Origin of the sequence: Pseudoduganella sp. R-32 (assembly GCF_049913245.1) — a bacterium.
In the GTDB taxonomy this organism is placed as follows: Bacteria; Pseudomonadota; Gammaproteobacteria; order Burkholderiales; family Burkholderiaceae_D; genus Rugamonas.
In genome coordinates, this window is the sequence record NZ_CP183987.1 from 3492208 (window position 1) to 3515188 (window position 22981).

Annotated in this window: 23 protein-coding genes and 2 pseudogenes; 10 read left to right on the forward strand and 15 right to left on the reverse strand. The window is 62.9% G+C overall.

Annotated features, from left to right (window positions below):
* Positions 1 to 52 precede the first annotated feature (52 nt).
* Complete coding sequence (locus ACN9MU_RS16080; RefSeq protein WP_426323654.1) at positions 53 to 1558, reverse strand: peptide MFS transporter; 1506 nt, start codon at positions 1556 to 1558, stop codon at positions 53 to 55.
* Positions 1559 to 1740: 182 nt separating this feature from the next.
* Between ACN9MU_RS16080 and ppnN the strand changes: the two genes are divergently transcribed.
* Complete coding sequence (gene ppnN, locus ACN9MU_RS16085) at positions 1741 to 3111, forward strand: nucleotide 5'-monophosphate nucleosidase PpnN (protein WP_426343051.1); 1371 nt, start codon at positions 1741 to 1743, stop codon at positions 3109 to 3111.
* 72 nt (positions 3112 to 3183) lie between these two features.
* On the opposite strand, the gene lysS is transcribed toward ppnN, so the two are convergent.
* The 9 genes and pseudogenes from lysS to ACN9MU_RS16130 all read right to left on the reverse strand — a co-directional run bounded on the left by lysS (position 3184) and on the right by ACN9MU_RS16130 (position 9734).
* Positions 3184 to 4722: a lysine--tRNA ligase gene (gene lysS / locus ACN9MU_RS16090; protein ID WP_426323766.1), complete on the reverse strand. Its 1539-nt coding sequence runs from the start codon at positions 4720 to 4722 to the stop codon at positions 3184 to 3186.
* Between the two features lie 111 nt (positions 4723 to 4833).
* A pseudogene (locus tag ACN9MU_RS16095) lies at positions 4834 to 5388 on the reverse strand (HAD family hydrolase); the annotation flags it as partial.
* A 3-nt stretch (positions 5389 to 5391) separates the two neighbouring features.
* Positions 5392 to 6496 (reverse strand): peptide chain release factor 2 gene (gene prfB, locus ACN9MU_RS16100; RefSeq protein WP_426172047.1). Its coding sequence is split into 2 segments (ribosomal slippage): positions 5392 to 6414 and positions 6416 to 6496, totalling 1104 coding nucleotides; the frame shifts between segments, so codons are not numbered across the junction.
* Positions 6497 to 6566: 70 nt separating this feature from the next.
* The gene (locus tag ACN9MU_RS16105; protein WP_426172048.1) at positions 6567 to 6953 is read right to left on the reverse strand and encodes a DUF6916 family protein; all 387 of its coding nucleotides are present in this window, start codon (positions 6951 to 6953) and stop codon (positions 6567 to 6569) included.
* 3 nt (positions 6954 to 6956) lie between these two features.
* Positions 6957 to 7433, reverse strand: coding sequence for a GNAT family N-acetyltransferase (locus ACN9MU_RS16110; protein ID WP_426343052.1), 477 nt, complete (start codon positions 7431 to 7433; stop codon positions 6957 to 6959).
* Between the two features lie 6 nt (positions 7434 to 7439).
* Positions 7440 to 7961, reverse strand: a complete 522-nt coding sequence (locus ACN9MU_RS16115) for a phage tail protein (RefSeq protein ID WP_426343053.1) — start codon at positions 7959 to 7961, stop codon at positions 7440 to 7442.
* Positions 7962 to 7975: 14 nt separating this feature from the next.
* Positions 7976 to 8518: a phage tail protein gene (locus ACN9MU_RS16120; RefSeq protein WP_426343054.1), complete on the reverse strand. Its 543-nt coding sequence runs from the start codon at positions 8516 to 8518 to the stop codon at positions 7976 to 7978.
* Positions 8519 to 8537: 19 nt separating this feature from the next.
* Complete coding sequence (locus ACN9MU_RS16125; protein ID WP_426343055.1) at positions 8538 to 9047, reverse strand: phage tail protein; 510 nt, start codon at positions 9045 to 9047, stop codon at positions 8538 to 8540.
* A 66-nt stretch (positions 9048 to 9113) separates the two neighbouring features.
* Positions 9114 to 9734 (reverse strand): PEP-CTERM sorting domain-containing protein, encoded by a 621-nt coding sequence (locus tag ACN9MU_RS16130; RefSeq protein WP_426343056.1) that lies wholly within the window; start codon positions 9732 to 9734, stop codon positions 9114 to 9116.
* 230 nt (positions 9735 to 9964) lie between these two features.
* On the opposite strand from ACN9MU_RS16130, the gene ACN9MU_RS16135 reads away from it, so the two are divergent.
* Entirely contained in the window at positions 9965 to 11992 is a 2028-nt protein-coding gene (locus ACN9MU_RS16135) for a bifunctional 2',3'-cyclic-nucleotide 2'-phosphodiesterase/3'-nucleotidase (protein ID WP_426343057.1), read from the forward strand.
* Here the strand turns inward: ACN9MU_RS16135 and ACN9MU_RS16140 are convergent.
* From ACN9MU_RS16140 to ACN9MU_RS16150, 3 genes are read right to left on the reverse strand one after another with little or no spacing between them, the layout of a single operon-like run.
* On the reverse strand, positions 11955 to 12275 hold the full coding sequence (locus ACN9MU_RS16140) for a DUF2288 domain-containing protein (RefSeq protein WP_130314474.1): 321 nt from the start codon (positions 12273 to 12275) through the stop codon (positions 11955 to 11957). The genes ACN9MU_RS16135 and ACN9MU_RS16140 overlap by 38 nt on opposite strands.
* Before the next feature lie 9 nt (positions 12276 to 12284).
* Entirely contained in the window at positions 12285 to 12968 is a 684-nt protein-coding gene (locus tag ACN9MU_RS16145) for an RES family NAD+ phosphorylase (protein ID WP_426335720.1), read from the reverse strand.
* Positions 12969 to 13406: an MbcA/ParS/Xre antitoxin family protein gene (locus ACN9MU_RS16150; protein WP_426172061.1), complete on the reverse strand. Its 438-nt coding sequence runs from the start codon at positions 13404 to 13406 to the stop codon at positions 12969 to 12971.
* 195 nt (positions 13407 to 13601) lie between these two features.
* Here ACN9MU_RS16150 and ACN9MU_RS16155 point away from each other — a divergent pair.
* The 4 genes and pseudogenes from ACN9MU_RS16155 to ACN9MU_RS16170 form a co-directional block, all read left to right on the forward strand.
* Positions 13602 to 13748, forward strand: a pseudogene (locus tag ACN9MU_RS16155) (type VI secretion system baseplate subunit TssF); the annotation flags it as partial.
* Between the two features lie 6 nt (positions 13749 to 13754).
* Entirely contained in the window at positions 13755 to 14981 is a 1227-nt protein-coding gene (locus ACN9MU_RS16160; protein WP_426344891.1) for a type VI secretion system baseplate subunit TssF, read from the forward strand.
* Entirely contained in the window at positions 14945 to 15754 is an 810-nt protein-coding gene (locus ACN9MU_RS16165) for a type VI secretion system baseplate subunit TssG (RefSeq protein WP_426343058.1), read from the forward strand. Before ACN9MU_RS16160 ends, ACN9MU_RS16165 begins: the two co-directional genes overlap by 37 nt.
* Positions 15755 to 15786: 32 nt before the next feature.
* Positions 15787 to 16239, forward strand: coding sequence for a YybH family protein (locus ACN9MU_RS16170; RefSeq protein ID WP_426317876.1), 453 nt, complete (start codon positions 15787 to 15789; stop codon positions 16237 to 16239).
* On the opposite strand, the gene recJ is transcribed toward ACN9MU_RS16170, so the two are convergent.
* A complete protein-coding gene (gene recJ / locus ACN9MU_RS16175; RefSeq protein WP_426343059.1) occupies positions 16240 to 17934 on the reverse strand; it encodes a single-stranded-DNA-specific exonuclease RecJ in 1695 nt (564 codons plus the stop codon).
* On the reverse strand, positions 17931 to 18920 hold the full coding sequence (locus tag ACN9MU_RS16180) for a hypothetical protein (RefSeq protein WP_426343060.1): 990 nt from the start codon (positions 18918 to 18920) through the stop codon (positions 17931 to 17933). The genes recJ and ACN9MU_RS16180 overlap by 4 nt, the downstream gene beginning before the upstream one ends.
* A 26-nt stretch (positions 18921 to 18946) precedes the next feature.
* On the opposite strand from ACN9MU_RS16180, the gene ACN9MU_RS16185 reads away from it, so the two are divergent.
* Genes ACN9MU_RS16185 through ACN9MU_RS16200 form a run of 4 tightly spaced genes read left to right on the forward strand, consistent with a single transcriptional unit; the run spans position 18947 to position 22975 of the window.
* Complete coding sequence (locus ACN9MU_RS16185; RefSeq protein WP_426172070.1) at positions 18947 to 20236, forward strand: lipoprotein-releasing ABC transporter permease subunit; 1290 nt, start codon at positions 18947 to 18949, stop codon at positions 20234 to 20236.
* Positions 20229 to 21491, forward strand: coding sequence for a lipoprotein-releasing ABC transporter permease subunit (locus ACN9MU_RS16190; RefSeq protein WP_426343061.1), 1263 nt, complete (start codon positions 20229 to 20231; stop codon positions 21489 to 21491). Before ACN9MU_RS16185 ends, ACN9MU_RS16190 begins: the two co-directional genes overlap by 8 nt.
* The gene (lolD, locus tag ACN9MU_RS16195; RefSeq protein WP_426343062.1) at positions 21484 to 22161 is read left to right on the forward strand and encodes a lipoprotein-releasing ABC transporter ATP-binding protein LolD; all 678 of its coding nucleotides are present in this window, start codon (positions 21484 to 21486) and stop codon (positions 22159 to 22161) included. Before ACN9MU_RS16190 ends, lolD begins: the two co-directional genes overlap by 8 nt.
* Positions 22162 to 22171: 10 nt before the next feature.
* A complete protein-coding gene (locus ACN9MU_RS16200) occupies positions 22172 to 22975 on the forward strand; it encodes a TatD family hydrolase (RefSeq protein ID WP_426172074.1) in 804 nt (267 codons plus the stop codon).
* Positions 22976 to 22981: the final 6 nt, after the last annotated feature.

The following is a 22981-nucleotide window of genomic DNA, read 5'->3' on the forward strand; positions in this document are numbered from 1 at the left end:
AGCCGAAGCTGCCTTTTTTGTTGCCTGATAAATGGGGTGCGTCCCCATTTATTTATTTGACGCCGTGCATCAGTTTCTGGATGACCGGGGCGAGGACGAACAGCAGCACGCCGCCGCCGATCAGGATCCAGAAGCCCTGGGTGTAGCCGGTCAGCGCCGATTCCACGGTCATGCCATGTTCGCCGGACATCATCGATGCGACGATGCCGGACAGGTTGTTGCCGATGCCGGTGGACAGGAACCAGCCGCCCATGCCCATGCCGACCAGGCGGGTCGGAGCCAGCTTGGTCACCATCGACAGGCCGATCGGGGACAGGCACAGTTCACCGATGGACTGGATCACGTAGACCATGAACAGGGTCCAGAACGGAATCATCCTCTTGTCGTCGACCAGGTGGGTCAGGGCGTACATCAGCAGGCCGAACGCCAGGCCGTTACCGATGATACCGAGGGCGAACTTGCGCGGGATCGATGGGTTCTTGCCGCGTTTGCCCATCCAGACCCATACCGCTGCCACGACTGGCGCGAAGAAGATGATGGCGAGCGAGTTCACGGACTGGAACCAGGCGGTCGGGAAGATCATGAAGCCCAGGTCGCGGTTCACGATCTCGTCAGCCAGGAAGGTGAACGACGAACCTGCCTGTTCGAAGAAGCACCAGAACATGATGTTGAAGGCGAAGATCACCATCATGGCGATGGTCTTGTCGCGGGACACGGGACCGTTGCGCACACCTTCCACGATCAGCATCACAACCAGGATCAGGAACAGCACGGTCAGCACGCCCTGCAGTTTTTCCGCGCCCAGCGCCAGCAGGGAGTACACGACAGGAATCATGGCCAGTGCGCCCAGCGCCACGTAGGCGATGCGCATCGGACTCTTGGCTTCCGGTGCCGGTTCGCCAATGCCCTTCAGGCCGCGGCGGCCCAGGTAGAACCAGAACAGCGAAATGATCATGCCGACGCCGGCGGAAATGAACACGATCTTGTAGGCCGGCGTATTGCCGGTGTTGAAGACCTTCTGCGCCAGAAGCTGGGTAACGATCGGGGCCAGGAAGCCGCCGACGTTGATGCCCATGTAGAAGATGGTGAAGCCGGAATCGCGGCGGGTATCGCCCAGCGAATACAGCTTGCCGACCATGGTCGAGATATTCGGCTTGAACATGCCGTTACCGACGATGATCGTCGCCAGGCCGAACTTGAAGATCGTCGGATCGGGAATCGCAATCATGAACAGGCCAGCTGCCATGAAGCTGGCGCCGACCAGGATAGAACGCTGGTAACCAAGTATGCGGTCGGCAACGTAGCCGCCGAACAGCGCACCGGCATACACCAGCGCCAGGTAGGAACCGTAAGTCAGGTTGGCTGCTGCCTGGCCCGACTTGTCGCCATGGTAGAACTCGGAAACGACGTACAGTACCAGCGCCCAGCGAATCCCGTAAAACGCAAAGCGTTCCCAAAATTCGGACATGAACAGCATCCAGAGCGGAGCAGGGTGACCCATGATCTGCCTGAATTCAGGGATCTTAGCCTCAGTGGTTTGCGTGATAGGACCGCTCATGCGGTTTCTCCTGGTCGAAAAAAAGCCGAATTGTAATCCACCCCGCACGGTTAAGGGCAAATTCGCGTGCTGCAAAGCAGCATTGTGGTATGTTTGCCAAGCTTACGTCTGTGAATCGGCATACCAAGAGCGTATATTGAAGGTGCGGCGCCCCAAAAGTTAAATAAAAGGATTTACGTATCATGGACAGCAACGTTGTCGATACTCTCATTGCTCCGGAGGGCAGGCTGGAAGTCCTGTCCAAGGCGGAGGTGGTCCAATTGCTCGACTCGGGCAAAGGCGGCCTCTATAACATCTTTCGCAACTGCGCCCTGGCGGTGCTGAATTGCGGCAGCACGATCGACGATGGAAAGGAATTGCTGGATCGCTTCAAGTCGTTTGACATCAACATCCTGCAGCGCGAGCGCGGCATCAAGCTGGAAATCAAGGGCGCCCCGGCGATCGCCTTCGTCGACGGCAAGATGATCAAGGGCATCCACGAGCACCTGTTTGCGGTGCTGCGCGATATCGTCTTTGTCAGCAACGAAGTCACGGGCAATCCGAAGTTCGACCTGGCCCGCAGCGAGGGCATCACCGATGCGGTGTTCCATATCCTGCGCAATGCCAATGTGCTGAAGCCGCAGCTTAACCCGAACCTGGTGGTGTGCTGGGGCGGGCACTCGATCAATCGCGCGGAATATAACTATTCGAAGGAAGTGGGCTACCAGCTTGGCTTGCGGGGGCTGGATATCTGTACCGGTTGCGGGCCGGGGGCGATGAAGGGGCCGATGAAGGGGGCCACCATTGGCCATGCCAAGCAGCGCTTTACCGGCGGGCATTACCTGGGCATTACGGAGCCGGGCATCATCGCGGCGGAATCGCCAAACCCGATCGTGAACGACCTGGTGATCATGCCCGATATCGAAAAGCGCCTGGAGGCTTTCGTGCGTGTCGGCCACGGCATTTGCGTGTTCCCCGGCGGCGCGGGCACGGCGGAGGAAATCCTGTATATCCTCGGCATCCTGCTGCATCCGGACAATGCGGAAATCCCGTTCCCGCTGATCTTCACCGGGCCGGAAACTGCGCGCGAGTACTTTGTGCAGATCAATGAGTTCATCGGCCTGACCCTCGGCGCCGAGGCGCAAAAGCGCTACAAGATCATCGTCGATGACCCGGAGCTGGTGGCGCAGGAGATGCAGGAAGGGATGAAGCAGGTGCGCGAATTCCGCAAGTCGCGTTCGGACGCCTATTACTTCAACTGGGCGCTGAAGATCGACGACGAGTTCCAGCGCCCGTTTGCGCCGACGCACGAAAACATGCGCAACCTGAGCTTGCACAAGAACCAGCCGGTGCATGTGCTGGCGGCGAACTTGCGCCGGGCTTTCTCCGGCGTGGTGGCGGGCAATGTGAAGGAAGAGGGCATCCGCACCATCGAAAAGTATGGCCACTTCGAGATCCACGGCGACAAGGAAATCATGGGGCCGATGGATGCGCTGCTGGCATCGTTCGTGGCGCAGAGCCGGATGAAGCTGGCGGGCAAGGCGTACACGCCTTGCTACCGGGTGATCCAGTAAAACAGCTGAGCCCGTGTCACACCCTGGGGTCTGACCCCAAGGTGTGACACGGGCTCGTGCGTATGGCTGGTTTTAGTCTTCTTTACGCAGGTGCGGGAACAGCAGCACGTCGCGGATGTTCGGCGAGTCGGTCAGCAACATCATCAGGCGGTCGATGCCGATGCCGCAGCCGCCGGCTGGCGGCATGCCGTATTCCAGCGCGCGGATGAAGTCGGCGTCGTAGTACATCGCTTCGTCGTCGCCGGCTTCCTTGGCCTTCATCTGGGCCAGGAAACGTGCCGACTGGTCTTCGGCGTCGTTCAACTCGGAGAAGCCGTTGGCGATTTCGCGGCCCACCATGAACAGTTCGAAGCGCTCGGTGATGCCTTCGCGGGTGTCGGAAGCGCGGGCCAGCGGCGACACTTCAATCGGGTAGTCGATGATGAAGGTCGGTTCCCACAGCTGCGCTTCGGCGGTTTCCTCAAACAGCGCCAGTTGCAGCGCGCCGAGGCCGGCGGTGGCGAATGGCTTCACGCCGAATTTCAGCAGTTCGGCCTTCAGGAAGGCGACGTCGTTCAGTTGCGCTTCGGTGTAGCCCGGAGCGTACTTGTTGATGGCGCCGCAGATGGTCAGGCGCTGGAACGGCTTGGACAGGTCCAGTTCGCGGCCGCCGTAGGTCAGCACGGCGGTGCCCTTGGCGTCGATCGCCGCCTGGCGGATCACCTTCTCGGTGAAGTCCATGATCCATTCGTAGTCGGTGTAGGCCGCGTAGAACTCCATCATGGTGAATTCAGGGTTGTGACGGACCGACACGCCTTCGTTGCGGAAGTTGCGGTTGATCTCGAACACCCGGTCGAAGCCGCCCACCACCAGGCGCTTCAGGTACAGTTCGGGAGCGATACGCATGAACATCTGCATGTCCAGCGCGTTATGGTGGGTAATGAATGGCTTGGCCGATGCGCCGCCCGGGATCGGGTGCAGCATCGGGGTTTCGACTTCCATGAATTCGTTCGCTTCCATGAAGCGGCGGATCGAGGAAATCGCAGCGGTGCGCGCCTTGAAGGTGCGGCGGGTTTCTTCGCTGGTGATCAGGTCGACATAGCGCTGGCGGTATTTGGTTTCCTGGTCGGCCAGGCCGTGGAATTTGTCCGGTAGCGGGCGCAGGGCCTTGGTGATCAGCTTGATCTCGCTGACTTTCACGGTCAGTTCATCGGTCTTGGTCTTGAACAGGGTGCCGGTCACGCCCAGGATGTCGCCCAGGTCCCAGCCGCGGAAGGCTTCCATTGCCTCTTCGCCGGTGGTGTCCACGGTGACGTAGATCTGGATGCGGCCGTCGGCTTTCTGGCCGGAGGCGTCCTGCAGGGTTGCGAATGCGGCTTTCTTGCCGGCTTCGCGGCGCAGCATCATGCGGCCGGCGATGACGACGGGAACCGGCTCGGCTTCCAGCTCTTCACGGGTCTTCTCGCCGTACTGCACGTGCAGGTCGGCAGCTTTGTGCTGAGGTCGGAAATCGTTAGGGAAGGCGACGCTCTGTTTCTCGCGGATGGCGGCCAGCTTGGCGCGGCGCTCGGCGATGATCTTGTTGTCGTCCTGGCCTGGTGCCTGGTCTTGCACTTGGTTTTCCGTAGTCATGTTTTTGGTGGTGGTCAGTTTATTGATATCGATTTCGCTGAAGTCGCGTGCAATGCAGATCACATTGTCGAACGCCTTAAACGCTTCAGCAGGCAAAGTGGTTGTCAGGACGACGCAGCGCATGCCGGCTCGGCGCGCTGCTTCCACGCCCAAAGGCGCGTCCTCGAACACGATGCAGTGCGCCGGATCGGCGCCGCAGCGTTCGGCCGCCAGCAGGAACACGTCGGGTTCCGGCTTGCCGCGTTTGACGTCGGCGGCGCCGACGACGGTGTCGAACTGCGGGCGCACACCCAGGCCGTCCAGCGTGAAGTCCACGTTGCAGGGCGGGGCGGCGGTGCCGACCGCCAGGCGGATGCCGGCGGCTCGCGCTTCGTTCACCAGGGTGACGAAGCCTTTGACCGCACGCAGGTGCGGCCCGTAGATTTCGCGGTACAGCACTTCCTTCTCGTCGATCAGCGCGGTCACGTCGTCGTGCGCCAGGTCCTCGCCGAGGTATTGGCGCATGATTTCGTGGCCGGTGCGGCCGGCGGTGGCGGCAAAGAATGCCGCTTCGTCGACAGCATGGCCGCGGCGGCTGAAGAATTCCAGCCACGAGCGGGTGTGGAAACCCATGTTGTCGACGATGGTGCCGTCCATGTCGAAGATGAAGGCGCGCTGCTGCGTCATTGCTTAGATGCCTTGCTTCAGGGACGCGGAGATGAAGTCGTCCAGGTCACCGTCCAGCACGCCCTTGGTATTACCGGTCTCGAAGTTGGTGCGCAGGTCCTTGATGCGGGACTGGTCCAGCACGTAGGAGCGGATCTGGTGGCCCCAGCCGACGTCGGTCTTGGAGTCTTCCAGCGACTGCTGTTCGCTCATGCGCTTGCGCAGTTCCAGTTCGTACAGCTTGGCCTTCAGCATGTCCATCGCTTCGGCCTTGTTGCGGTGCTGTGAGCGGTCGTTCTGGCACTGCACGACGATGCCGGACGGGCCGTGCGTGATACGCACCGCGGAGTCGGTCTTGTTAATGTGCTGGCCGCCGGCGCCGGATGCGCGGTAGGTGTCGATGCGCAGGTCGGCCGGGTTGATCTCGATCTCGATCGAGTCATCCACTTCCGGATAGACGAACAGCGACACGAAGGAGGTGTGGCGGCCGCCGGAGGAGTCGAACGGCGACTTGCGCACCAGGCGGTGCACGCCGGTCTCGGTGCGCAGGTGGCCATAGGCGTATTCGCCGTCCACTTTCAGGGTGGCGGTCTTGATGCCGGCAACCTCGCCCTCGGACTCTTCCATCACTTCGACCTTGAAGCCCTTGCGTTCGCAATAGCGCAGGTACTGGCGCAGCAGCATGGAGGCCCAGTCCTGGGCTTCGGTACCGCCGGCGCCAGCCTGGATGTCGATGAAGCAGTTGTTCGGATCCATCGGATTGCTGAACATCCGGCGGAATTCCATCTGTTCGATGGTCTTCTGGATTTCTGCGGTATCCGCAATCACGGCTTCGAGCGTATCGTCGTCGCCTTCTTCCTTGCCCATCGCGAACAGTTCGTTCATGTCGCGCAGGTCGCTTTCTGCCTTTTGCAAGGTCAGGACCACGCCTTCGAGGGCTTTCTTCTCGCGGCCCATATCCTGGGCTTTTTTCGGGTCATTCCAAACGGCCGGATCTTCCAGTTCGGCGTTCAGTTGTTCCAGTTTCTCCGACTTCTTATCGAAGTCAAAGATACCTCCGAAGTTCGGCTTCGCGGGTGGTCAGGTCCGCGAGCAGGTTGGCGAGGGAATTGATGCGTTCAGCTTCCATGGTTTTTCAGGTCTGATAGTTGTTAAATCGAACCTGAAATTATACCTCAGAGGCTGGCGCATCGGGCAGCTCACACAAGCAGGCTGAATTCGGCGCGGTAGAGGGCGCCCCGGCCGCTCGCCGGGCCGCGGCCCGCCGGTTCCATGAAGATGGACAGGCGTCCGGAAAGTGGGTTGTCGATTTCATAAATCCCGGCGTCCAGGCCGGGCGCGCCGCTGAAGAGCAGGGTGAACTGCTCCTGGTGGGGCGCTTCCTTGCCCGGGCGCACGGCGTGCAGGTCGAGCGAAGTGCCGCGCATGCCCTGGTAGGCGATGAATTGCTGGCCAACCAGGTCGCGGAAGCCGGCCATGCGCAGGGTGGACGGCGTAGGCGGCAGGGCGGCCAGCGATGCGGCGCGGGCGACGGCCGGGGCGCCGACCAGGCTTCCGGCGGCGAGGATGAAGTTGCGACGTTCCATGACTTATTCCTTTAACAAGATAGGTTGCCATTCCATGGACAGGTGCATGCCCTCGGTCGCGCCAGGCTGGAATCCGAGCCGGCGGTACAGATCGCCCGCTGGATTGCCGTGCAATACATGCAAGCGCAAGGGCAGCCCTGATTGCTGGCTCTCGTCCTGCAGCCGGGCCAGCAGGCGGCTGCCGATGCCCTGGCCGCGGCAGGAGGGACTCAGGCTGATGTCGACCAGGCGGATCTCGTCCCGGCTGCGCGCCACGTACAGGCGGCCGGCCGCAGCGCCGTCGGCCAGCACGATGTTTTCTTCCAGGCCGGGGAAGCGGCGGCGGTAGTCGGTCACCTGGGCTTCGTCTTGCATGCAAACCAGCATGGCCCTGACATTCGGGTCGAGGATGGCAAGGTCCTCGCGTGTGCTTTCCACCAGCGCCAGCAGGAAGGGCTGGTCACCGGCTTCAACGGGCCGCAAAGTGAGCTGGCTGTGCATGTTCAATCAGCTGCGTGGCGGGTAAATGCCGGTGAGGGCAATGATGAAGTTAACCACCAGGTAAGGCTGCAAATTGTTGTGGGGGCTGCTGCCGCCGGCAACGCCGAGAGGTCCTTCCGGCGATGGCGCCACGGCGGCGGCATCGTGGTAAGGGGCGCTGACCGTGATCGGCTTGGCAAGCAGGGCGTTTGCCGGCGATTGCACCGTGGCGCTCGTGTTGGAGGCTGACATGCCGTGGCTGTGTGACGGCATCTGAAGCGCGGTCAGTGCAGTGCTTGCCTCGCCGCCTTGTTCACCCAGGCCGCGCGGGCTCAGGCCAGGACCGGCCCCAGCGTGCATCGGGATGCGCTGGCGCAGGTCCGGGAGCGCGAAGTTGGTCTTGCCATTGCCGCCGTAAGTGGTGCCGAGAATGGAAAACAGTGCCGTGTTCTGCGCAATGGGAAGAAGCTGGCCATTGCACATTGCCCAGCCCACGGGTGCGAAATTCCCGCTGAACATGCGGACTTCGCCGATATATCGCTCTGCCATGCTGGACTCCTCGACTAGCTCTGCGAAGGGAAGATGCCTTCAATGGCGATGATGAAGCTGAGCGCCAGGAAGGGAGCCATATTGTTATGGGGCTGGTTGCCGCCGGCCGGCTGGATCGCCTGGGGCGACATGGGCACCATGCTGGAGCCGGCCGGCGCGTAAAACTTGGGCTTGGCCGGCGCGGCCGGAACATAGGTTGTTGGCCCGGTCAGGTTGATGCCGGTCCCGGTGGCGGGCGGCACGGCGGTGCTGGCGCTGGCGCTATGGTTGTGCGATGGGAGCTGGTTGCTGGTCAGGGTCACTGTCTCGACGCCCGCCTGCTGGCCCATGACATAGGTGTTGGCGGTTCCCGGTTGCGTGCCCTGGTGCAGCGGCACGCGGCCGCGCAGGTCCGGCAGCGCAAAGGTGGTTTGACCGTTACCGCCGTAGGTGGTGCCGATCAGGGCAAACAGGGCTGTGTTCTGTGCGATCGACAGCAGGCTGCCGTCGCAAAAAGCCCAGCCAAGGGGCGGGAAGTTACCCGCGAACAGGCGAATCTCGCCGATGAAGTTGTCCATGTGCCGGCTCCGGTCTGGTTCAGCTCTGCGACGGGAAAATACCCTGCAGCGCGATGATGAAGTTGACGGTCAGGTAGGGCTGCATGTTGTCGTGCGGCTGGCCGGCGCCGGCATTGCCCACCGTGGCGGGTGCCAGCGTTGCGGTGCCGTCCTGCGGCGCGTAGTAGTTGAGCGCCCCGGCTTCGACGTTGCCGAGCACGCGCCCGGAGAGATCGGCCTGGTGGCTGACGGCTGTGGAAATGCCCAGGGCGTGGGTATGCGCCGGCATTTCACTGGCGATCAGGGTGTGGCTGGCTTCGCCTCCCTGCTGGCCCAGGTTGAAGCTGGCGTGCACGTGGGCCGGAACCCGGCCGCGCAGGTCGGGCAGGGCGAATGTGGTCTGCCCGTTGCCGCCGTAAGTGGTGCCGAGTATGGAGAACAGGGCCTGGTTCTGGTTGATCGGGAGGATCTGGCCATTGCACAGGGCCCAGCCCTTGGGCGCAAAGCTAAATCCCGTCATCCTGATTTCTGCGAGATACGGTTCAGACATGCAGCCTCCTTGCAGGTGCAGACGCCCCGGCCGGGGCGTTGCGGCCGATTCAGTGGATGGAAGGGGTCAGGAGCGGATGGCGCGCCGGCGGCTCAAGCGCATGGCCATCAGGCCGCCCGCCAGCAAGGCCAAGGTGGCGGGTTCGGGTACGCCAGGGCCGCCCGGATCATTGGGGCCGCGCAGGAACTCAAGGCTGATGTTGTCGAGCTGGTTCCAGAAGATCGGGTCGTTGTTGAAGTTGCCGAACTCGAGGATCGTTCTGTTGCTGAGCGCAGTGACGATCAGGGTGTGGGTGCCCCAATCGCCGGTAATATCCGATTCATTGAAGACGGTGGTTGCGCCGAATTTGACCTGGGCCTGGTTATCGGGCGGGAATTGCGGATCTGCAGTCCAGCGCTGCAAGTCGAACTTCAACTGGTAGGTAGCGCCCGCGATCGTGGCGATGGTTTGCTGCAGGAAGCCAAGCTCGGTGGTGTTGAAGTCGCCGAACACGCGGTTGCTGGCGTTTGACAGCGGCGAACCTGTGGGATCGGTGCCGAAGGCCTGGCCGCCGCCGCCGGGGCTGACCAGCGTCCACATGCTGTAGTCGAGGTTTTCGAAATCACCGTTCGTGACCAGGTTGGGGCCAGCTTGCGCAAGTGATGCAGTCAGGAGCAGGATGGCGGTCAGTGCGGCACGGATTTTCATGGCTTGTTCCTTTTGGCGGATGGCTGAAGGTTGAGGTGGATCATACGACTGCGTATTGACAATCGAACATTTATTTGCATCAACGTGGCGCTTTTGCAAAGATTCCATATAATTTTGCAAGCCAGTTTGCGGCGCCCCAGAGTGCAATCTGCAATTCTTTAGATTGCAAGGGCTATAACAATGCCGCGTGGCAAATATTCATCAGTAAATTTCAGACTAAAAGACAGTTAATGCGCATCCTATTCCTCGCGCCCGCAGCCGTCCTGCTCGCGGGCTGCAGCAGCATTCCAGCGATACCGCCGCAAGGCTCGCAAGCCGCTTTCGTGATTCTCGAGACGACGGACTTGCACGCCAACGTGCGCGGTTACGACTACTACAAGCTGGCGCCCGACGCCTCGCTGGGGCTGGAGCGCACGGCGACCCTGATCCGCCAGGCGCGCAAGGAATTCCCGAATACACTGCTGCTCGATAATGGCGACACCATCCAGGGCACGGCGCTGGGCGACTACCAGGCATTGGTGGCGCCGGTCGGATGCGGCCAGCCGCTGGCCATCTACAAGGCCATGAATGCGCTGGGCTTTGAAGGCGGCTCGGTTGGCAACCACGAATTCAACTGGGGCCTGGATTACCTGGGGCAGGTCACAGCCAGCCGCTTCGGCGCGGAAGGCGCTTCGGTGCGCGCCCAGCCTTGCGCGGGCCCGGCATTTCCGGTGGTGCTGGCCAATGTGGTCGACGCCCGCACCGGCGTTCCGTTATTCGAGCCGTACCGGATCTTCGACAAGCGCGTGTCCGCTACCGGGCCGGATGGCAAGTCGCTTGCCACCACGGTCAAGGTTGGCATCATCGGCTTTACGACGCCGGCGATCATGGGTTGGGACAGGCGCTGGCTGGAAGGCCGCGTGCGCACGGAAGGGTGGCGCGAGACGGCGCAACGCTACATTCCCGAGATGCGCGCCAAAGGGGCAGAGGTGGTCGTAGCGATCTCGCATGCGGGGCTGGATGGTGCTGCCTACGTGCCGTCAATGGAAAACGGCAGCCTGTACCTGGCGCAGGTGCCGGCCATTGACGCGCTGCTGCTGGGGCATTCGCATGACGTGTTCCCTAACGCGGCGAGCAAGACCGCCGCCTTCAACCTGCCGGATGTCGATAAAGTGCAGGGGCGGGTGCATGGCGTGCCGACAGTGATGCCAGGCCTGTGGGGCAAGCATCTTGGCGTGATCCAGCTCGCGCTGCGCCATGACGGCAAGCGCTGGGTGTCCGACGCCGGTGCGGCGAAAGTCGAAACCCGCAGCATCCAGCGTCCCGACCGCAGCTTCGTCGAACCGGACCCGGAAATCGCCGCGCTGGTGAAAGCCGAACATGAGGCGACCATCGCCTACGTCAAAACGCCGATTGGCGATACGGACTTCCGCATGTCCGCTTACTTTGCCGATGTCGGCGACGTATCGGCGATCCAGGTAGTGAACCAGGCGCAGGCCGATTATGTGCGCCGCCATATCCAGGCCAGCATGCCCCAATATGCCCGGTTGCCGGTGCTGTCGATGTCAGCGCCGTTCAAGACTGGCGCGGCTGGCGTGGCCGATTACACCGACGTGGCGCCGGGCAAGCTGGCCCTGAACAACGCGGCAGACCTTTACCTGTACCCGAACGACCTGCACGCCGTGAAGGTCGACGGCGCGACGCTGAAGGCCTGGCTGGAGAAGGCCGCCGGCCGCTTCAACACCATCGATCCAACCCGCAGCGAGCCGCAGGAGCTGGTGAACACCGGCTTCGCGGGTTTCAATTTCGATATGCTGACGGACCCTGATGTGCACTACCAGATCGACGTGACGCAAGCTCCCGGCCAGCGCATCAAAGGCCTGACATGGCGCGGCCAGCCGGTGCGGGCAGACCAGGAATTCATCGTCGCAACCAATAACTTCCGGGCCAGCGGTGGCGGCGGTTTCCCGGGACTGGATGGTAGCAAGACCATTTTTGCGTCACCGGACAACAACCGTGCGGTACTGATCGACTACATCAAGTCGGTACAGCACTTGACCCGCCGGGCCAATGGCTCGGCGCGCAGTTGGCGCTTTGCGCCGGTAAAGACGAGTGGGCCGGTAGTATTTCATGCGGCGCCAGGCAAGCTGGCGCTGGCACGCGAGGCCGGGCTGGCCGGCGTATCGCTGCTGAAGGAAGAGGATGGAGGCGGTAAAGGTTACGCGCTGTATGCGATCGATCTCAATGCGGCTTCCGCTTCTCCTGCTGGACGAGAATAAACGGGCTGACGACGCTGGCCCACAGGTTGGCGTCGCTCGCGATCCATTCCTGGCACTGCTGGTCGGAGACCTTGGCGACCTGGCCGGCCTCCATCCAGGCTGAAATGCTGGCCTTGTCGTCGTGGGCGATGCGCACGGCGACGTCCACCAGGTCCAGTTCATCGGCCACCCACACCACATTGCCCTGGGCGAAGTGCTTCAGCAGTTCGCTCCACGGGATGCGTGCGGTTTCGCGGTTGACTTTGGCGCGGAGTTCCGCGTCTTTTTCTGGTTTCAGCTGCATTTTCAACTCTTAAATCGTGGGAATCTGCTCGACGATGGCCGTCGGCGAACCCCGCCATGTTAACCGATACGCCGGGCCTTTGCGAACATTGCCCACCAGCGCTGGGCGGAAGCACGCCAGGTTGGTCCCGCCAGCGCGGCGCACGCTTGGATAGATGATGCCGGTGGAGCCTTCGGCCAGCAGGCTGCGCGCCAGCCGTTGCGAGGCGACGTAGCTGTCCGGGTCCAGACAAGCGGCATATTCGGGCTGGCCGCAGATGTCGTGGAACTGGGCGCTGAAGTCCGAGAGCAGGGCCTGATAGCTGACGCTGTCGTCGAAACGGTCGATTTCGGCGTATTCCACGGTCTTGTGGAAGATCACTTCCGCCAGCGCCGTTTCGTGCTCGAAGGCGCAATACCAGGCGCCGCGCTGCCCGTCGTTGAAGCGGCTGCCTTGCGGACGGGCGTAGGTAAAGGCCGCATTGATGCTGCGGTAATTGGGGACGTAATAAACCAGTTCTTCGATACCGATACCGATAGCGCCGCCGTGTTCGGCGCGCAGGCGGGCATTGGTGGCGTTATCCAGTTCAAACAGCTGGTGCAGCTCGGCGTCGTTATCGGCGAGGGCGGCCAGCACGGAATCTTCTTTATAGACGAAGCGCGACGGAATCAAGCGCACGGTGTCGAATTGGCGCAGCAGGCGAAATGGCGGCAATTACAGGCCTCCGCGACGAGCGTCGAGCAACTGGCGCACGGTTTGCATGGCGAGCAGGCCGCCGGCTTCCATGTAATCGAGCGGGGTTCGGCCGCCGAAAATGCTGTTGCGGTTGGCAAGGCTGACCCACTCGTCAGCCAGCTTGTCGCCGTAAATGATGTGCAGCGACTTGTAGATGCCAAGCAGGTAGGAAATACGGGTAATGCGGTCGACTTCAAGCACGCGGTCGGGGTGCTTTTTCCACTCATAGAAGGCGCTGCTGGACAGGCCGCCCAGCAATTCGCGGGCGTCGTCGTCGCGTAACTTCCAGGCGGCGACCAGTTTGAAAAAGCCCTTGAGGGCGGCGTGCGACAGGCGTTCACGTTCTTCTTTGCGACTCAGGTCGACTGGTTGAGGAATCGTGTATTCGCTGTCGGGGTAGGCAAATGCGGGATTCATATGTCCTCCGTTTATGGATTATTTATACTCCATTTCCGTATTTGTTTCAAGTTGAATGTGTTTGTGCAGTGTCAAAACGCGGTTTGCTGCCCGCTGCCAATATTGCATTAAATCATCGAACAAGGGCGCGCGATGGAGAAAATGCTTGCTGCGCTGGAGGGCCAACTGCGACGATTCGCGACGAATGCCGGCAGCATGGCTGAGCGGCATCCCGGCTTGGCGGAGCAGCTTGGCTTCCGCGATTGGCCGCAGGACGCCCATGTCGACCGGTTGGTGCAGGGCGTTGCCACCCTCCACGCGCGGACGGCACTGGCCTTGCAGAGGGCGCGTTGCCAGCAGGATGAGCATTTGCTGGGTTTGCATTTCCCGGGGCAGTTGCAACCGTTCCCGGCGTGCTGGATTGGCTTGTCGCCTGCTGCAGGGCCGGCCGCAGCAATCGTCTCCGCCAGTTACCACCACGGCCCGCAGGCCTCGGTCGAATTGGTGCTTGATCTCGGCAAGGCCATTCGCCCGGGCGGCCCTGCCAACGCCCTGGACATCTTCATTGACGGTGACGCCGCTTTCAGTGCGGCCTTGCGCAGTGTCTTGCTTGGCGAGACAGGCTCGGCGCCTGCCCTTCGCGGGAATGATGCCGGCGAGTGGCTGCCGATTGCTCGCTGGCCATTCGAGCCATCAGGCCTTGATCCTGTGGAAGCGCTGCTCCACCGTGCGCCTGGCGCGCATGCCGGGCTGGCGCTGCTGCGCGAGTACTTCACTTTTCCCGCGCGCTTCAATATCCTGCGCCTTGACCTGTCGCCCTTTGCAGGCGCCAGGAGCGCGAAACTGAGGCTGCCGGCGCCCCCGGCGCGCCTCCTGCAGGCACTGCAAGCGGGCCACCTGCGCGCCGGCTGGACGGCGCGCGCCTGTCTGCAGCGTGTCGCCGCTTCGCCCATCCGCATCGATGGGCGCCGAACCGAATACCTGCTGTCGGTCCCGCCCGAACTGGAGATCTTCAGCATTGACCGGGTCCATGTCGGCGGTGCGGAGGACGTGGGATGGAGCGTGCGCAATGTCGACGATGCACCGGCAGGCCATGAATGGCGCATCGCCTTCCACGGCGCGTACGCCTGGCCGGCCGGCACAGTCGCATCGGTCGACGTGACCTGCTGCGAGCGGGACAAAGTGCTGGCACGGCCGGCTCGAGGTCCCGGCTGCCGCTGGCAGCTCAACGCCTTGCTGGCGCTGGACCGCCTGCCGCTTGATGCCGATGCCTTGCGCGAACTGATGGCCAGCCAGGCAATCGATCATTCCCCGGCGAGCCGCGCAATCATCAGCGCAGTGAGAGGGCTGGAGTTGCGGCCCGCGCTGTTGTGCCCCGGCCGCGCCTCGCCGCTTGCTGGCACTGAAATCCGATTGCAAGTCGAGGAAGGGGCATTCGCAGGCTGCGGCATGCTGCTGTTCGCGCAAGTCATGGACCGCTTCTTTGGCGAGTGCGCGCACATGAACACATTTAGCCGGCTGGTCCTGGTGTCGGCCGCCACCGGAGAGGAGCTGATGCGATGCAAAGCGAGGAACGCCGGCAAGCTGATGGAATGATCGCGGCCGATGCAACCGGATATGCCATCTTCCAGCTGGCAGGAATGCTTGGCGCGCCGGAATGGCGCAACAGCCTGTCCCTGGCATTCCCCGCCTGCGACGTGGTTGCGCTGGACAGCAGAGCGGTCACTCCAGGGTGCATAGGCTTGCTCGGCATGGCGGGCGCGCTGCCGTACTACTACACGGAGGCCGTGGCGCGCGCCGCCGGCGCCGGGGCACGCGCCTTCATCGACTTGTTGTCGGCGCCGGCAATCGATGCATTTTGCGCCGCATGGCGTGAAGGCCGTCCCGAATACACACCCTTGCCGCAATTGCCGCTCCAGCGCGGCCCGCTCAGGGCAAGGGCGCTCGGAGAGCGGCTTTCGCATGCCCTGGGCGTGCCGGTATGGATCGAGCAGTTTGCCGGGCGCTGGGAAATGCTGCCGCCAGGGCAGGCCAGCGCCCTCGGAAGCGGCAAAGCATGCTGCGGCGACGGGGCGCTCCTCGGCGAACGCCTGTGGCGGATCGATAGCGCCGTGCAGGTCCATGTCGGCCCGCTTGACGCGCAATCGGCCCAGGCATTCCTGCCCGGCGGCAGGGACGCGCTGGCATTGGGCCGGCTATGGCGGGCCTCCGCGGAGGATAGCGGCATCCAGGCCGAGGCTCGTGTACACCTTGGCGCTGGCGTGAGCGCAGTTGCGCAACTGGGTGCCGTGGCACGCCTGGGACATGACGCGCTGTTGGCCACGCAGCCGCCCGGCGAAAGGGATGACTTGCGCTACCGGCTTTGCTAGTATTTGGCCAGAAAACAAAGCGAGGAGGCAGAATGAAGAAGATGATCCCGCTGCTGGCGTTTGCGGCGACGGCTGCGTGCACCACCATCAAGGCACCGCCCAGTAACGCGGAGTTGAAACAGCAGGTCGCCGATACCGAGCGCGCCTTCGCGGCCACCATGGCCAGGCGCGATCATCAGGCATTCGCCTCCTTCCTGGCGGACGAGGCGATTTTCTACAGCGGCCCCAAGGTCTTGCGCGGCAGGGATACCGTAGCCGCCGAATGGAAAGCGTTTTATGAAAAGCCGGAAGCCCCGTTCAGCTGGGAGCCGGACCAGGTCGAAGTACTCGACTCCGGCACCCTGGCGCATTCGTCCGGCCCGGTGCGCGACCAGCAAGGCAAGGTTACCGGCCGATTCAACTCCGTCTGGCGGCAGGAAGCGCCAGGCAAATGGCGCATCGTGTTCGACAAGGGCGAACGTGTTTGCGATTGCAGGAAGCCGTAATCAAGCCGGTTCGGCGTGCTCCACCAGCAACTGGACGCGGGTCACGCCGTTGTATTCATTGGCATCCAGGCGGAAGGCCACGCGCGCCCGTTCGCCCAGCGCATCGGTATGGCCGAACCAGATGGCGTCGTAGCGTACGCCTTTCTTTTCCAGCATCAGCTTGAGGTGGCGGTCCTTCAGGATGCGCTGGCTTAGCACGCGGAATTCATCGCAGAACACCGGGGGCGCAAAGCCCTGGCCCCATACCTGGCCATCCAGCAGTTCAATGAACTGGGTGGTGTAGCAGTTGTCTTCCAAGGGACCATCGGTTTCGACCACGCGCTCCAGTTGCGATTCGCTCAGCCAGGCCTGGCCGACCGCCTCGAAGGCGGCGCAGAAATGCTCGAAGGCTTCGGCGCGCAAGCTAAGGCCCGCTGCCATGGCATGGCCGCCGAACTTGTCGATCACGCCAGGCGCCCGCTTGGATACCAGGTCCAGCGCGTCGCGCAGGTGGAAGCCGGGGATCGAACGGCCGGAACCCTTGATCATGCCGTCGCCCGCAGGGGCAAAGGTGATGGTGGGGCGGTAGAAGCGTTCTTTCAGGCGCGAGGCCACGATGCCGATCACGCCCTGGTGCCAGCTATCGTCGTAGACGCAAATCGTGGTGCTGTCTGCGGGCTGGAAATCGTCCAGGTGCAGCAGGGCGGCGTCCTGCATCTCCGCCTCGATCTCGCGGCGCTTCAGGTTGATGTCGTTAAGCTGCTGCGCCAGTTCCCAGGCGCGCGTCTCGTCGTCCGTCAGCAGGCATTCGATGCCGAGCGACATGTCTTCCAGCCGGCCTGCTGCGTTCAGCCGCGGGCCGAGAGCGAAGCCGAGGTCGAAAGGAGAGGCGGTGCGCACGGCGCGTCCGGAAACGCGGAACAGGGCAGCCACGCCGGCATGCATGCGGCCGGCGCGCATGCGCTTCAGTCCCTGGGCGACGAGGATGCGGTTATTGCTATCCAGGCGCACCACGTCGGCGACCGTGCCCAGGGCGACCAGGTCCAGCAGCGAATCGAGCTTTGGCTGCGACTGTGCGTCGAACACGCCGCGGCGGCGCATTTCGGCGCGCAGCGCCAGCAGCACGTAGAACACCACGCCCACGCCGGCCAGGTGCTTGGACGGGAAGCCGCAAGCGGGCTGGTTGGGGTTCACGATGACGCGGGCGTCGGGCAGGCTGTCGCCGGGCAGGTGGTGGTCGGTCACGACGACGTCGATGCCGCGCCGTTTGGCTTCTGCCACGCCTTCGATGCTGGCAATGCCGTTATCGACGGTAATGATGATGTCGGGCGCTTTCTCACGCGCGGTCAGGTCGACGATCTCCGGCGTCAGTCCGTAGCCGTATTCGAAGCGGTTGGGGACGATGAAGTCCACCTTGGCGCCCATGGCGCGCAAGCCGCGAATGGCGGTGGCGCAGGCAGTGGCGCCGTCGCAGTCGTAGTCGGCAACGATGACCATGCGTTTGCCGGCAGCGATGGAGTCGGCCAGGAATTCGGCAGCCCGGTCGATGTGCAGCAGGCCGGAGGGCTGGATCAGCGCAGCCAGTTCGCTGGAGATTTCTGCCGGGTTGTTCAGGCCTCGCGCGGCAAACAGGCGGGCCAGCACGGGATGGATGCCGCCCTGGCGCAGCAGTTCGGCTTCCTGCGACGGGCAGGGACGGATGGCGATACGGGTCATTGCGTGAGGTTCTTCAGGTTCTGTGCGCGCCAGAATTTGCGCAGCGCGGCTTTGCTGGTGCGGATTTCAGTCCAGCCTTCGCGGCTGGTCAGGATCATTGTCAGTTCATTTGTGCTGCCGTTGCGCAGGGCGGCCAGCAAGGGGGCGAACCATTCGTGTTCCAGTTGCTGCATGGCGCCCAGCCAGGCGCCCCAGTCATTGCCGGCGCCCATGGGAATCAGGTGTGGCAGCACGACCGGTCCATGTGCACCGGGCGCCGCCGCAGTACTGCCCGCCGAGAGGGCATTCAGCCAGGATGGCACGACCGCCGCCGCGGGCGTGGCTACGGCCATCGGCTGGTGCTCGGCCATGGGGGCTTCCGCCTGTGCGCCGCCCCACATCCAGAACGAATTCACGGGTGCAAGGCCGCGCTGCTGGCGGGCTTCGTTGACGGAATGCTCGTGCCACAGCATCTGGATCTCATTTTGCAGCTTCTTGAAGGCCAGGGCGTTCGGGCCGGCCGGCATCCAGTCGGCCAGGTTGCTGCCCATGGCGGCATCGGGCGAGGCGGCATCCAGGCCTTGCCAGCTATCGGCGCGCATGAACCAGGTCTCGGCGTCGCCCCAAAGCAGTTCATCGAAAAACGGCCTGGCCAGGTCGAACAGCACGCGCGAATCCGCCTCGTCCAGGCGCAAACGGCGCGAATCGGCCAGGACCAGGTGGTTGCGGGCGAGCTGGATGTGGACTGGATGGACGATGAACCAATAGCCTTCCTTAGGTGCCAGGCCGAAGCCGCGCATGACGGCTGCGGCAAGGCCGCCGCGCGCACGGGCCAGCCATGCTTCATGCGGCAATATGCGGCTATCGTCGGCGATAACATGCTTTTCCAGCAAGCTATTGCGTGAAAGTAACATCGCCAGGGACGGCGCCTGCAGGTTGCGGGAGAGTTCCGGGGCCAGTTCGGCGGGCGGCAATGCGAAGGGGAGGACGACGGTCGTGGAAGCCATGCGGCATTGTAGTGGAAACTCTTTATATGGCAAACTGCGGGCTTTACTGTGTCAATTTATTAAAAATGCCGTTTGAATGGCTGGTTGGCTTGCGCTACACACGCGCTGGCAGGCGCAATGGGCGCAATAGCTTTATCTCTTTTATCTCCGCGATTTCGATGGCAGGCATCGCTCTTGGCGTCACGGCCTTGATTGTCGTGCTATCGGTCTATAACGGCTTCCAGACGGTGGTGACCGAGCGCATGGTTTCCGTGCTTGGGCATGTGGAAGTCTATGAAGTGAGTGGGGCTGGCCTTGGCGACTGGCGTGCCACCGCGGCTTTGGCGGCCCGCAACCCGCAGGTGAAGGGGGCAGCGCCGTTCATCGAATTGCAAGGGATGCTCGTGCATGGCGGCGACTTGATGCGTCCTTCCATCGTGCGCGGCATCCTGCCGGGCGAAGAACCCAGGGTTTCCGATATCGGTAAGCAGATGAAACAAGGCGCGCTGGAGCTCTTGCAGCCCGGCTCTTCCCACATCATCCTCGGTGCGGAACTGGCCAATGAACTGGAAGTGAAGCCGGGCGACAAGGTGGCGCTGGCGATGGCACAGGGGAATTCCACCTCCAACATGGCGCCCACTCTGCACTCCTTCACCGTGGCGGGCACTTTCGAATCCGGCCACAACGAGTTCGACTCCGCGCTGGCGCTGATCCACCTGGCGGACGCCCAGGAACTGATCAACGTTGCCGGCCCGTTCGGCATGCGCCTGCGTTTGCAGGATATGCAGAAGGCTCCAGCCGTGGCGAATGAACTGCGCACCGTTTTGCCGGGCCAGTTGGTGATTCGTGACTGGACCAAGCTCAATGCCGGCTGGTTCGCAGCCGTGAAGTCGCAAAAGAACATGATGTTCATCATCCTGACCTTGATCATCGCGGTAGCAGCCTTCAACCTGGTCGCCACGCTGGTGATGACGGTGACCGACAAGCAGGCCGATATCGCCATCCTGCGCACGCTTGGGGCATCGCCGTTTTCCATCATGAAGATCTTCGTGGTCCAGGGAGCCCTGGTGGGAGTGGCCGGCACGGCCATCGGCGTTGTCTGCGGCGTTCTGCTGGCACTGAACGTAGGGACAATCGTGGGCGGGCTGGAAAGCCTGTTCGGCGTGCACTTCCTGTCCAAGGAAATCTATTTCATCAGTGCCGTGCCTTCGGACCTGCGCTGGGGCGATGTCGCCTCGATTGGCGTAACGTCCTTGCTGCTGGCACTTGTCTCGACCCTCTACCCAAGCTGGTGGGCCGCCCGCGTCAAACCTGCGGAGGCCCTGCGTTATGAGTAAAAACCTGCCTTTCGAATGGATCGTCGGCCTGCGCTATACCCGTGCGGGCAAGCGCAATAGCCGCAACAGCTTCATTTCCTTCATTTCGCTGATTTCGGTCGGCGGCATCGCGCTTGGCGTCGGCGCCATGATCATCATCCTGTCGGTGATGAACGGCTTCCGCAAGGACGTCACGGGCCGCATGTTGTCGGTACTGGCCCACGTGGAGGTCTTCGAACGGGGCACGAGCTTGCCGGACTGGCAAGACCTGGCCAAAAAGCTGCAAGCCAATCCCGAAGTGAAGGGCGCCGCGCCGTTCGTGCAGGCCGAGGCCATGCTGTCGCACGGCGGCGAGGCGCTGCGGCCCGCGGTGGTGCGCGGCGTGCTGCCCGAGGTGGAGCCGAACGTGTCCGACCTGGCAAAGACTACCCGTTACGGCAGTTTCAACGACCTGAAGCCGGGTGAGTTCCGCATCGTCCTGGGCATCGACATGGCCCGCGCCTTGCAAGTCAATCTCGGCGACAAGGTCACCATGGTGCTGCCGCAGGGGACGGTGACCCCGGCCGGCATCGTGCCGCGCATGCGCACCTTCACCGTGGCCGGCGTTTTCGTGGCGGGGCACCAGAAGTTCGACGAAAGCATGGCCTTCATCCATCTCGAGGATGCCCGGAAGCTACTGAGGCTTGAAGGCCCGGCGGGCCTGCGCCTGCGCTTGGCGGACATGCATCGCGCGCCTGAAGTGGCTGGCGAGCTGCAAAAGCTGGTGCCGAAGGAAATGACTGTACGGGATTGGTCAAAACTCAATGCGACCTGGTTCGCAGCGGTGCAAACTGAAAAGCGCATGATGTTCGTGGTGCTGGCGCTGATCGTGGCGGTAGCGGCTTTCAACCTCGTCTCGACCTTGGTCATGACCGTGACCGACAAGCAGGCCGATATCGCCATCCTGCGCACGATCGGCGCTTCGCCGCGCTCGATCCAGAAGATCTTCGTGATCCAGGGCGCGTTGGTCGGCTTGCTCGGCGCCGTGCTTGGCGTGGTCGGCGGCGTCTTGGTGTCGCTGAATATCGACGTCATCGTTCCATTTATTGAAAACCTCCTGGGAGTGCAGTTCTTGCCTAAAGATATATACACAATCAGCTCCGTGCCATCGGACATGCATTGGTCCGATGTTGGCGTGATCGGCGTGGTTGCCGTGTTGCTGGCGTTCGTGGCGACCTTGTACCCGAGCCGCTGGGCGGCCAACGTCAAACCTGCGGAGGCGCTGCGCTATGAGTAATGTGTTGACCTGCCGCGACCTCGGCAAGACCTTCACCCAGGGCAGTTACAAGGTCAAGGTGCTGGAAAAGATCAACCTGTCGGTCGCGCGCGGCGAACGCGTGGCGATTGTCGGGGCTTCGGGCTCAGGCAAGTCGACGCTGCTGCACCTGCTGGGCGGCCTGGATACGCCAACCAGCGGCAACGTGGTACTGAAAGGGAGCGACTTCGCTTCGATGAACGAGGCGGCGCGCGGCGACCTGCGCAACCGCGAGCTGGGCTTCGTCTACCAGTTCCATCACCTGCTGCCGGAATTCTCGGCACTGGACAACGTGGCAATGCCTTTGCTGATCCGTCGCGTCAAGCGCGCAGAGGCGGAGCAGGCGGCGCGTGAAATGCTGGCGCGCGTGGGCCTGGAAAAGCGCGTAACGCACGTGCCGGGCGAGCTCTCCGGCGGCGAACGCCAGCGCGTGGCCCTGGCGCGCGCGCTGGTAACGCAACCCGCTTGCGTGCTGGCCGATGAGCCGACCGGCAACCTGGATCATTCGACCGCGGAGAAGGTGTTCGACCTGATGCTCGAGCTGTCGCGCACGCTGGGCACGGCCTTCATCATTGTCACCCACGACGCAAGCCTGGCGGAGCGCTGCGACCGCATGCTGCGCCTGACCGACGAAGGCTTGAATCCTGCCTGAGGACCGCGCCATGTGGATCGATACCCATTGCCACCTTGACGCGCACGAATTCGGCGGCCAATCGCTGGCGCTGGCTGCGCGGGCGCAGGAACGCGGCGTGGGGATGGTGGTGATACCTGCGGTCGACAGCGCCAATTTTCCGGTGGTGCGCGAGCTGGCGCACCAGGCGCCGAATGCCAGTTACGCGCTGGGCATCCATCCCATCTACGTGCCGCATGCCGTGGAGGACGACCTGGCGTACATGCGCGAGGCCGTAGCGCAGGCGATGGACGATCCGCGCTTCGTGGCGGTCGGCGAGATTGGCCTGGATTTCTTTATTCCCATGCTGTGCGAGCCGGATATGCGCGAGAAGCAGGTGTTCTTCCTGCGCGAACAGCTCAAGATCGCACGGGATTTCGAATTGCCGGTGCTGTGCCATGTGCGCAAGTCGCAGGACCAGGTGCTGAAGCATGTGCGGCAGGTGGGGCCAGCGGGCGGCATCGCACACGCGTTCAACGGCAGTTTCCAGCAGGCGCAGGCCTATATCGATGCGGGCTTCAAGCTGGGGTTTGGCGGCAACCTGACTTTTACCCGCGCGCTGCAGATCCGCCGCCTGGCGGCTGAATTGCCGCTGTCCTCCATCGTCGTTGAGACGGATGCGCCGGACATTGCGCCTTCCTGGGTGCACCCGGGCGTGAACACGCCGGCCGAGGTCGCAGGGATCGGCGAAGCGCTGGCGGCCTTGCGTGGCGAGGAGCCAGCCGGGGTCGCTACGGCGACAACGCAAAATGCGTTGGATGTGATGCCGCGCTTGCGGGCCTTGATGGCCGCCTGACCGGCC

Bases quoted from the DNA above. Each gene is read 5' to 3' on its own strand.
- ACN9MU_RS16080 (WP_426323654.1), bottom strand. From the start codon at position 1,558: ATGAGCGGTCCTATCACGCAAACCACTGAGGCTAAGATCCCTGAATTC.
- ppnN (WP_426343051.1), top strand. From the start codon at position 1,741: ATGGACAGCAACGTTGTCGATACTCTCATTGCTCCGGAGGGCAGGCTG.
- lysS (WP_426323766.1), bottom strand. From the start codon at position 4,722: ATGACTACGGAAAACCAAGTGCAAGACCAGGCACCAGGCCAGGACGAC.
- ACN9MU_RS16105 (WP_426172048.1), bottom strand. From the start codon at position 6,953: ATGGAACGTCGCAACTTCATCCTCGCCGCCGGAAGCCTGGTCGGCGCC.
- ACN9MU_RS16110 (WP_426343052.1), bottom strand. From the start codon at position 7,433: ATGCACAGCCAGCTCACTTTGCGGCCCGTTGAAGCCGGTGACCAGCCC.
- ACN9MU_RS16115 (WP_426343053.1), bottom strand. From the start codon at position 7,961: ATGGCAGAGCGATATATCGGCGAAGTCCGCATGTTCAGCGGGAATTTC.
- ACN9MU_RS16120 (WP_426343054.1), bottom strand. From the start codon at position 8,518: ATGGACAACTTCATCGGCGAGATTCGCCTGTTCGCGGGTAACTTCCCG.
- ACN9MU_RS16125 (WP_426343055.1), bottom strand. From the start codon at position 9,047: ATGTCTGAACCGTATCTCGCAGAAATCAGGATGACGGGATTTAGCTTT.
- ACN9MU_RS16130 (WP_426343056.1), bottom strand. From the start codon at position 9,734: ATGAAAATCCGTGCCGCACTGACCGCCATCCTGCTCCTGACTGCATCA.
- ACN9MU_RS16135 (WP_426343057.1), top strand. From the start codon at position 9,965: ATGCGCATCCTATTCCTCGCGCCCGCAGCCGTCCTGCTCGCGGGCTGC.
- ACN9MU_RS16140 (WP_130314474.1), bottom strand. From the start codon at position 12,275: ATGCAGCTGAAACCAGAAAAAGACGCGGAACTCCGCGCCAAAGTCAAC.
- ACN9MU_RS16150 (WP_426172061.1), bottom strand. From the start codon at position 13,406: ATGAATCCCGCATTTGCCTACCCCGACAGCGAATACACGATTCCTCAA.
- ACN9MU_RS16165 (WP_426343058.1), top strand. From the start codon at position 14,945: ATGCAAAGCGAGGAACGCCGGCAAGCTGATGGAATGATCGCGGCCGAT.
- ACN9MU_RS16170 (WP_426317876.1), top strand. From the start codon at position 15,787: ATGAAGAAGATGATCCCGCTGCTGGCGTTTGCGGCGACGGCTGCGTGC.
- recJ (WP_426343059.1), bottom strand. From the start codon at position 17,934: ATGACCCGTATCGCCATCCGTCCCTGCCCGTCGCAGGAAGCCGAACTG.
- ACN9MU_RS16180 (WP_426343060.1), bottom strand. From the start codon at position 18,920: ATGGCTTCCACGACCGTCGTCCTCCCCTTCGCATTGCCGCCCGCCGAA.
- ACN9MU_RS16185 (WP_426172070.1), top strand. From the start codon at position 18,947: ATGGCAAACTGCGGGCTTTACTGTGTCAATTTATTAAAAATGCCGTTT.
- ACN9MU_RS16190 (WP_426343061.1), top strand. From the start codon at position 20,229: ATGAGTAAAAACCTGCCTTTCGAATGGATCGTCGGCCTGCGCTATACC.
- lolD (WP_426343062.1), top strand. From the start codon at position 21,484: ATGAGTAATGTGTTGACCTGCCGCGACCTCGGCAAGACCTTCACCCAG.
- ACN9MU_RS16200 (WP_426172074.1), top strand. From the start codon at position 22,172: ATGTGGATCGATACCCATTGCCACCTTGACGCGCACGAATTCGGCGGC.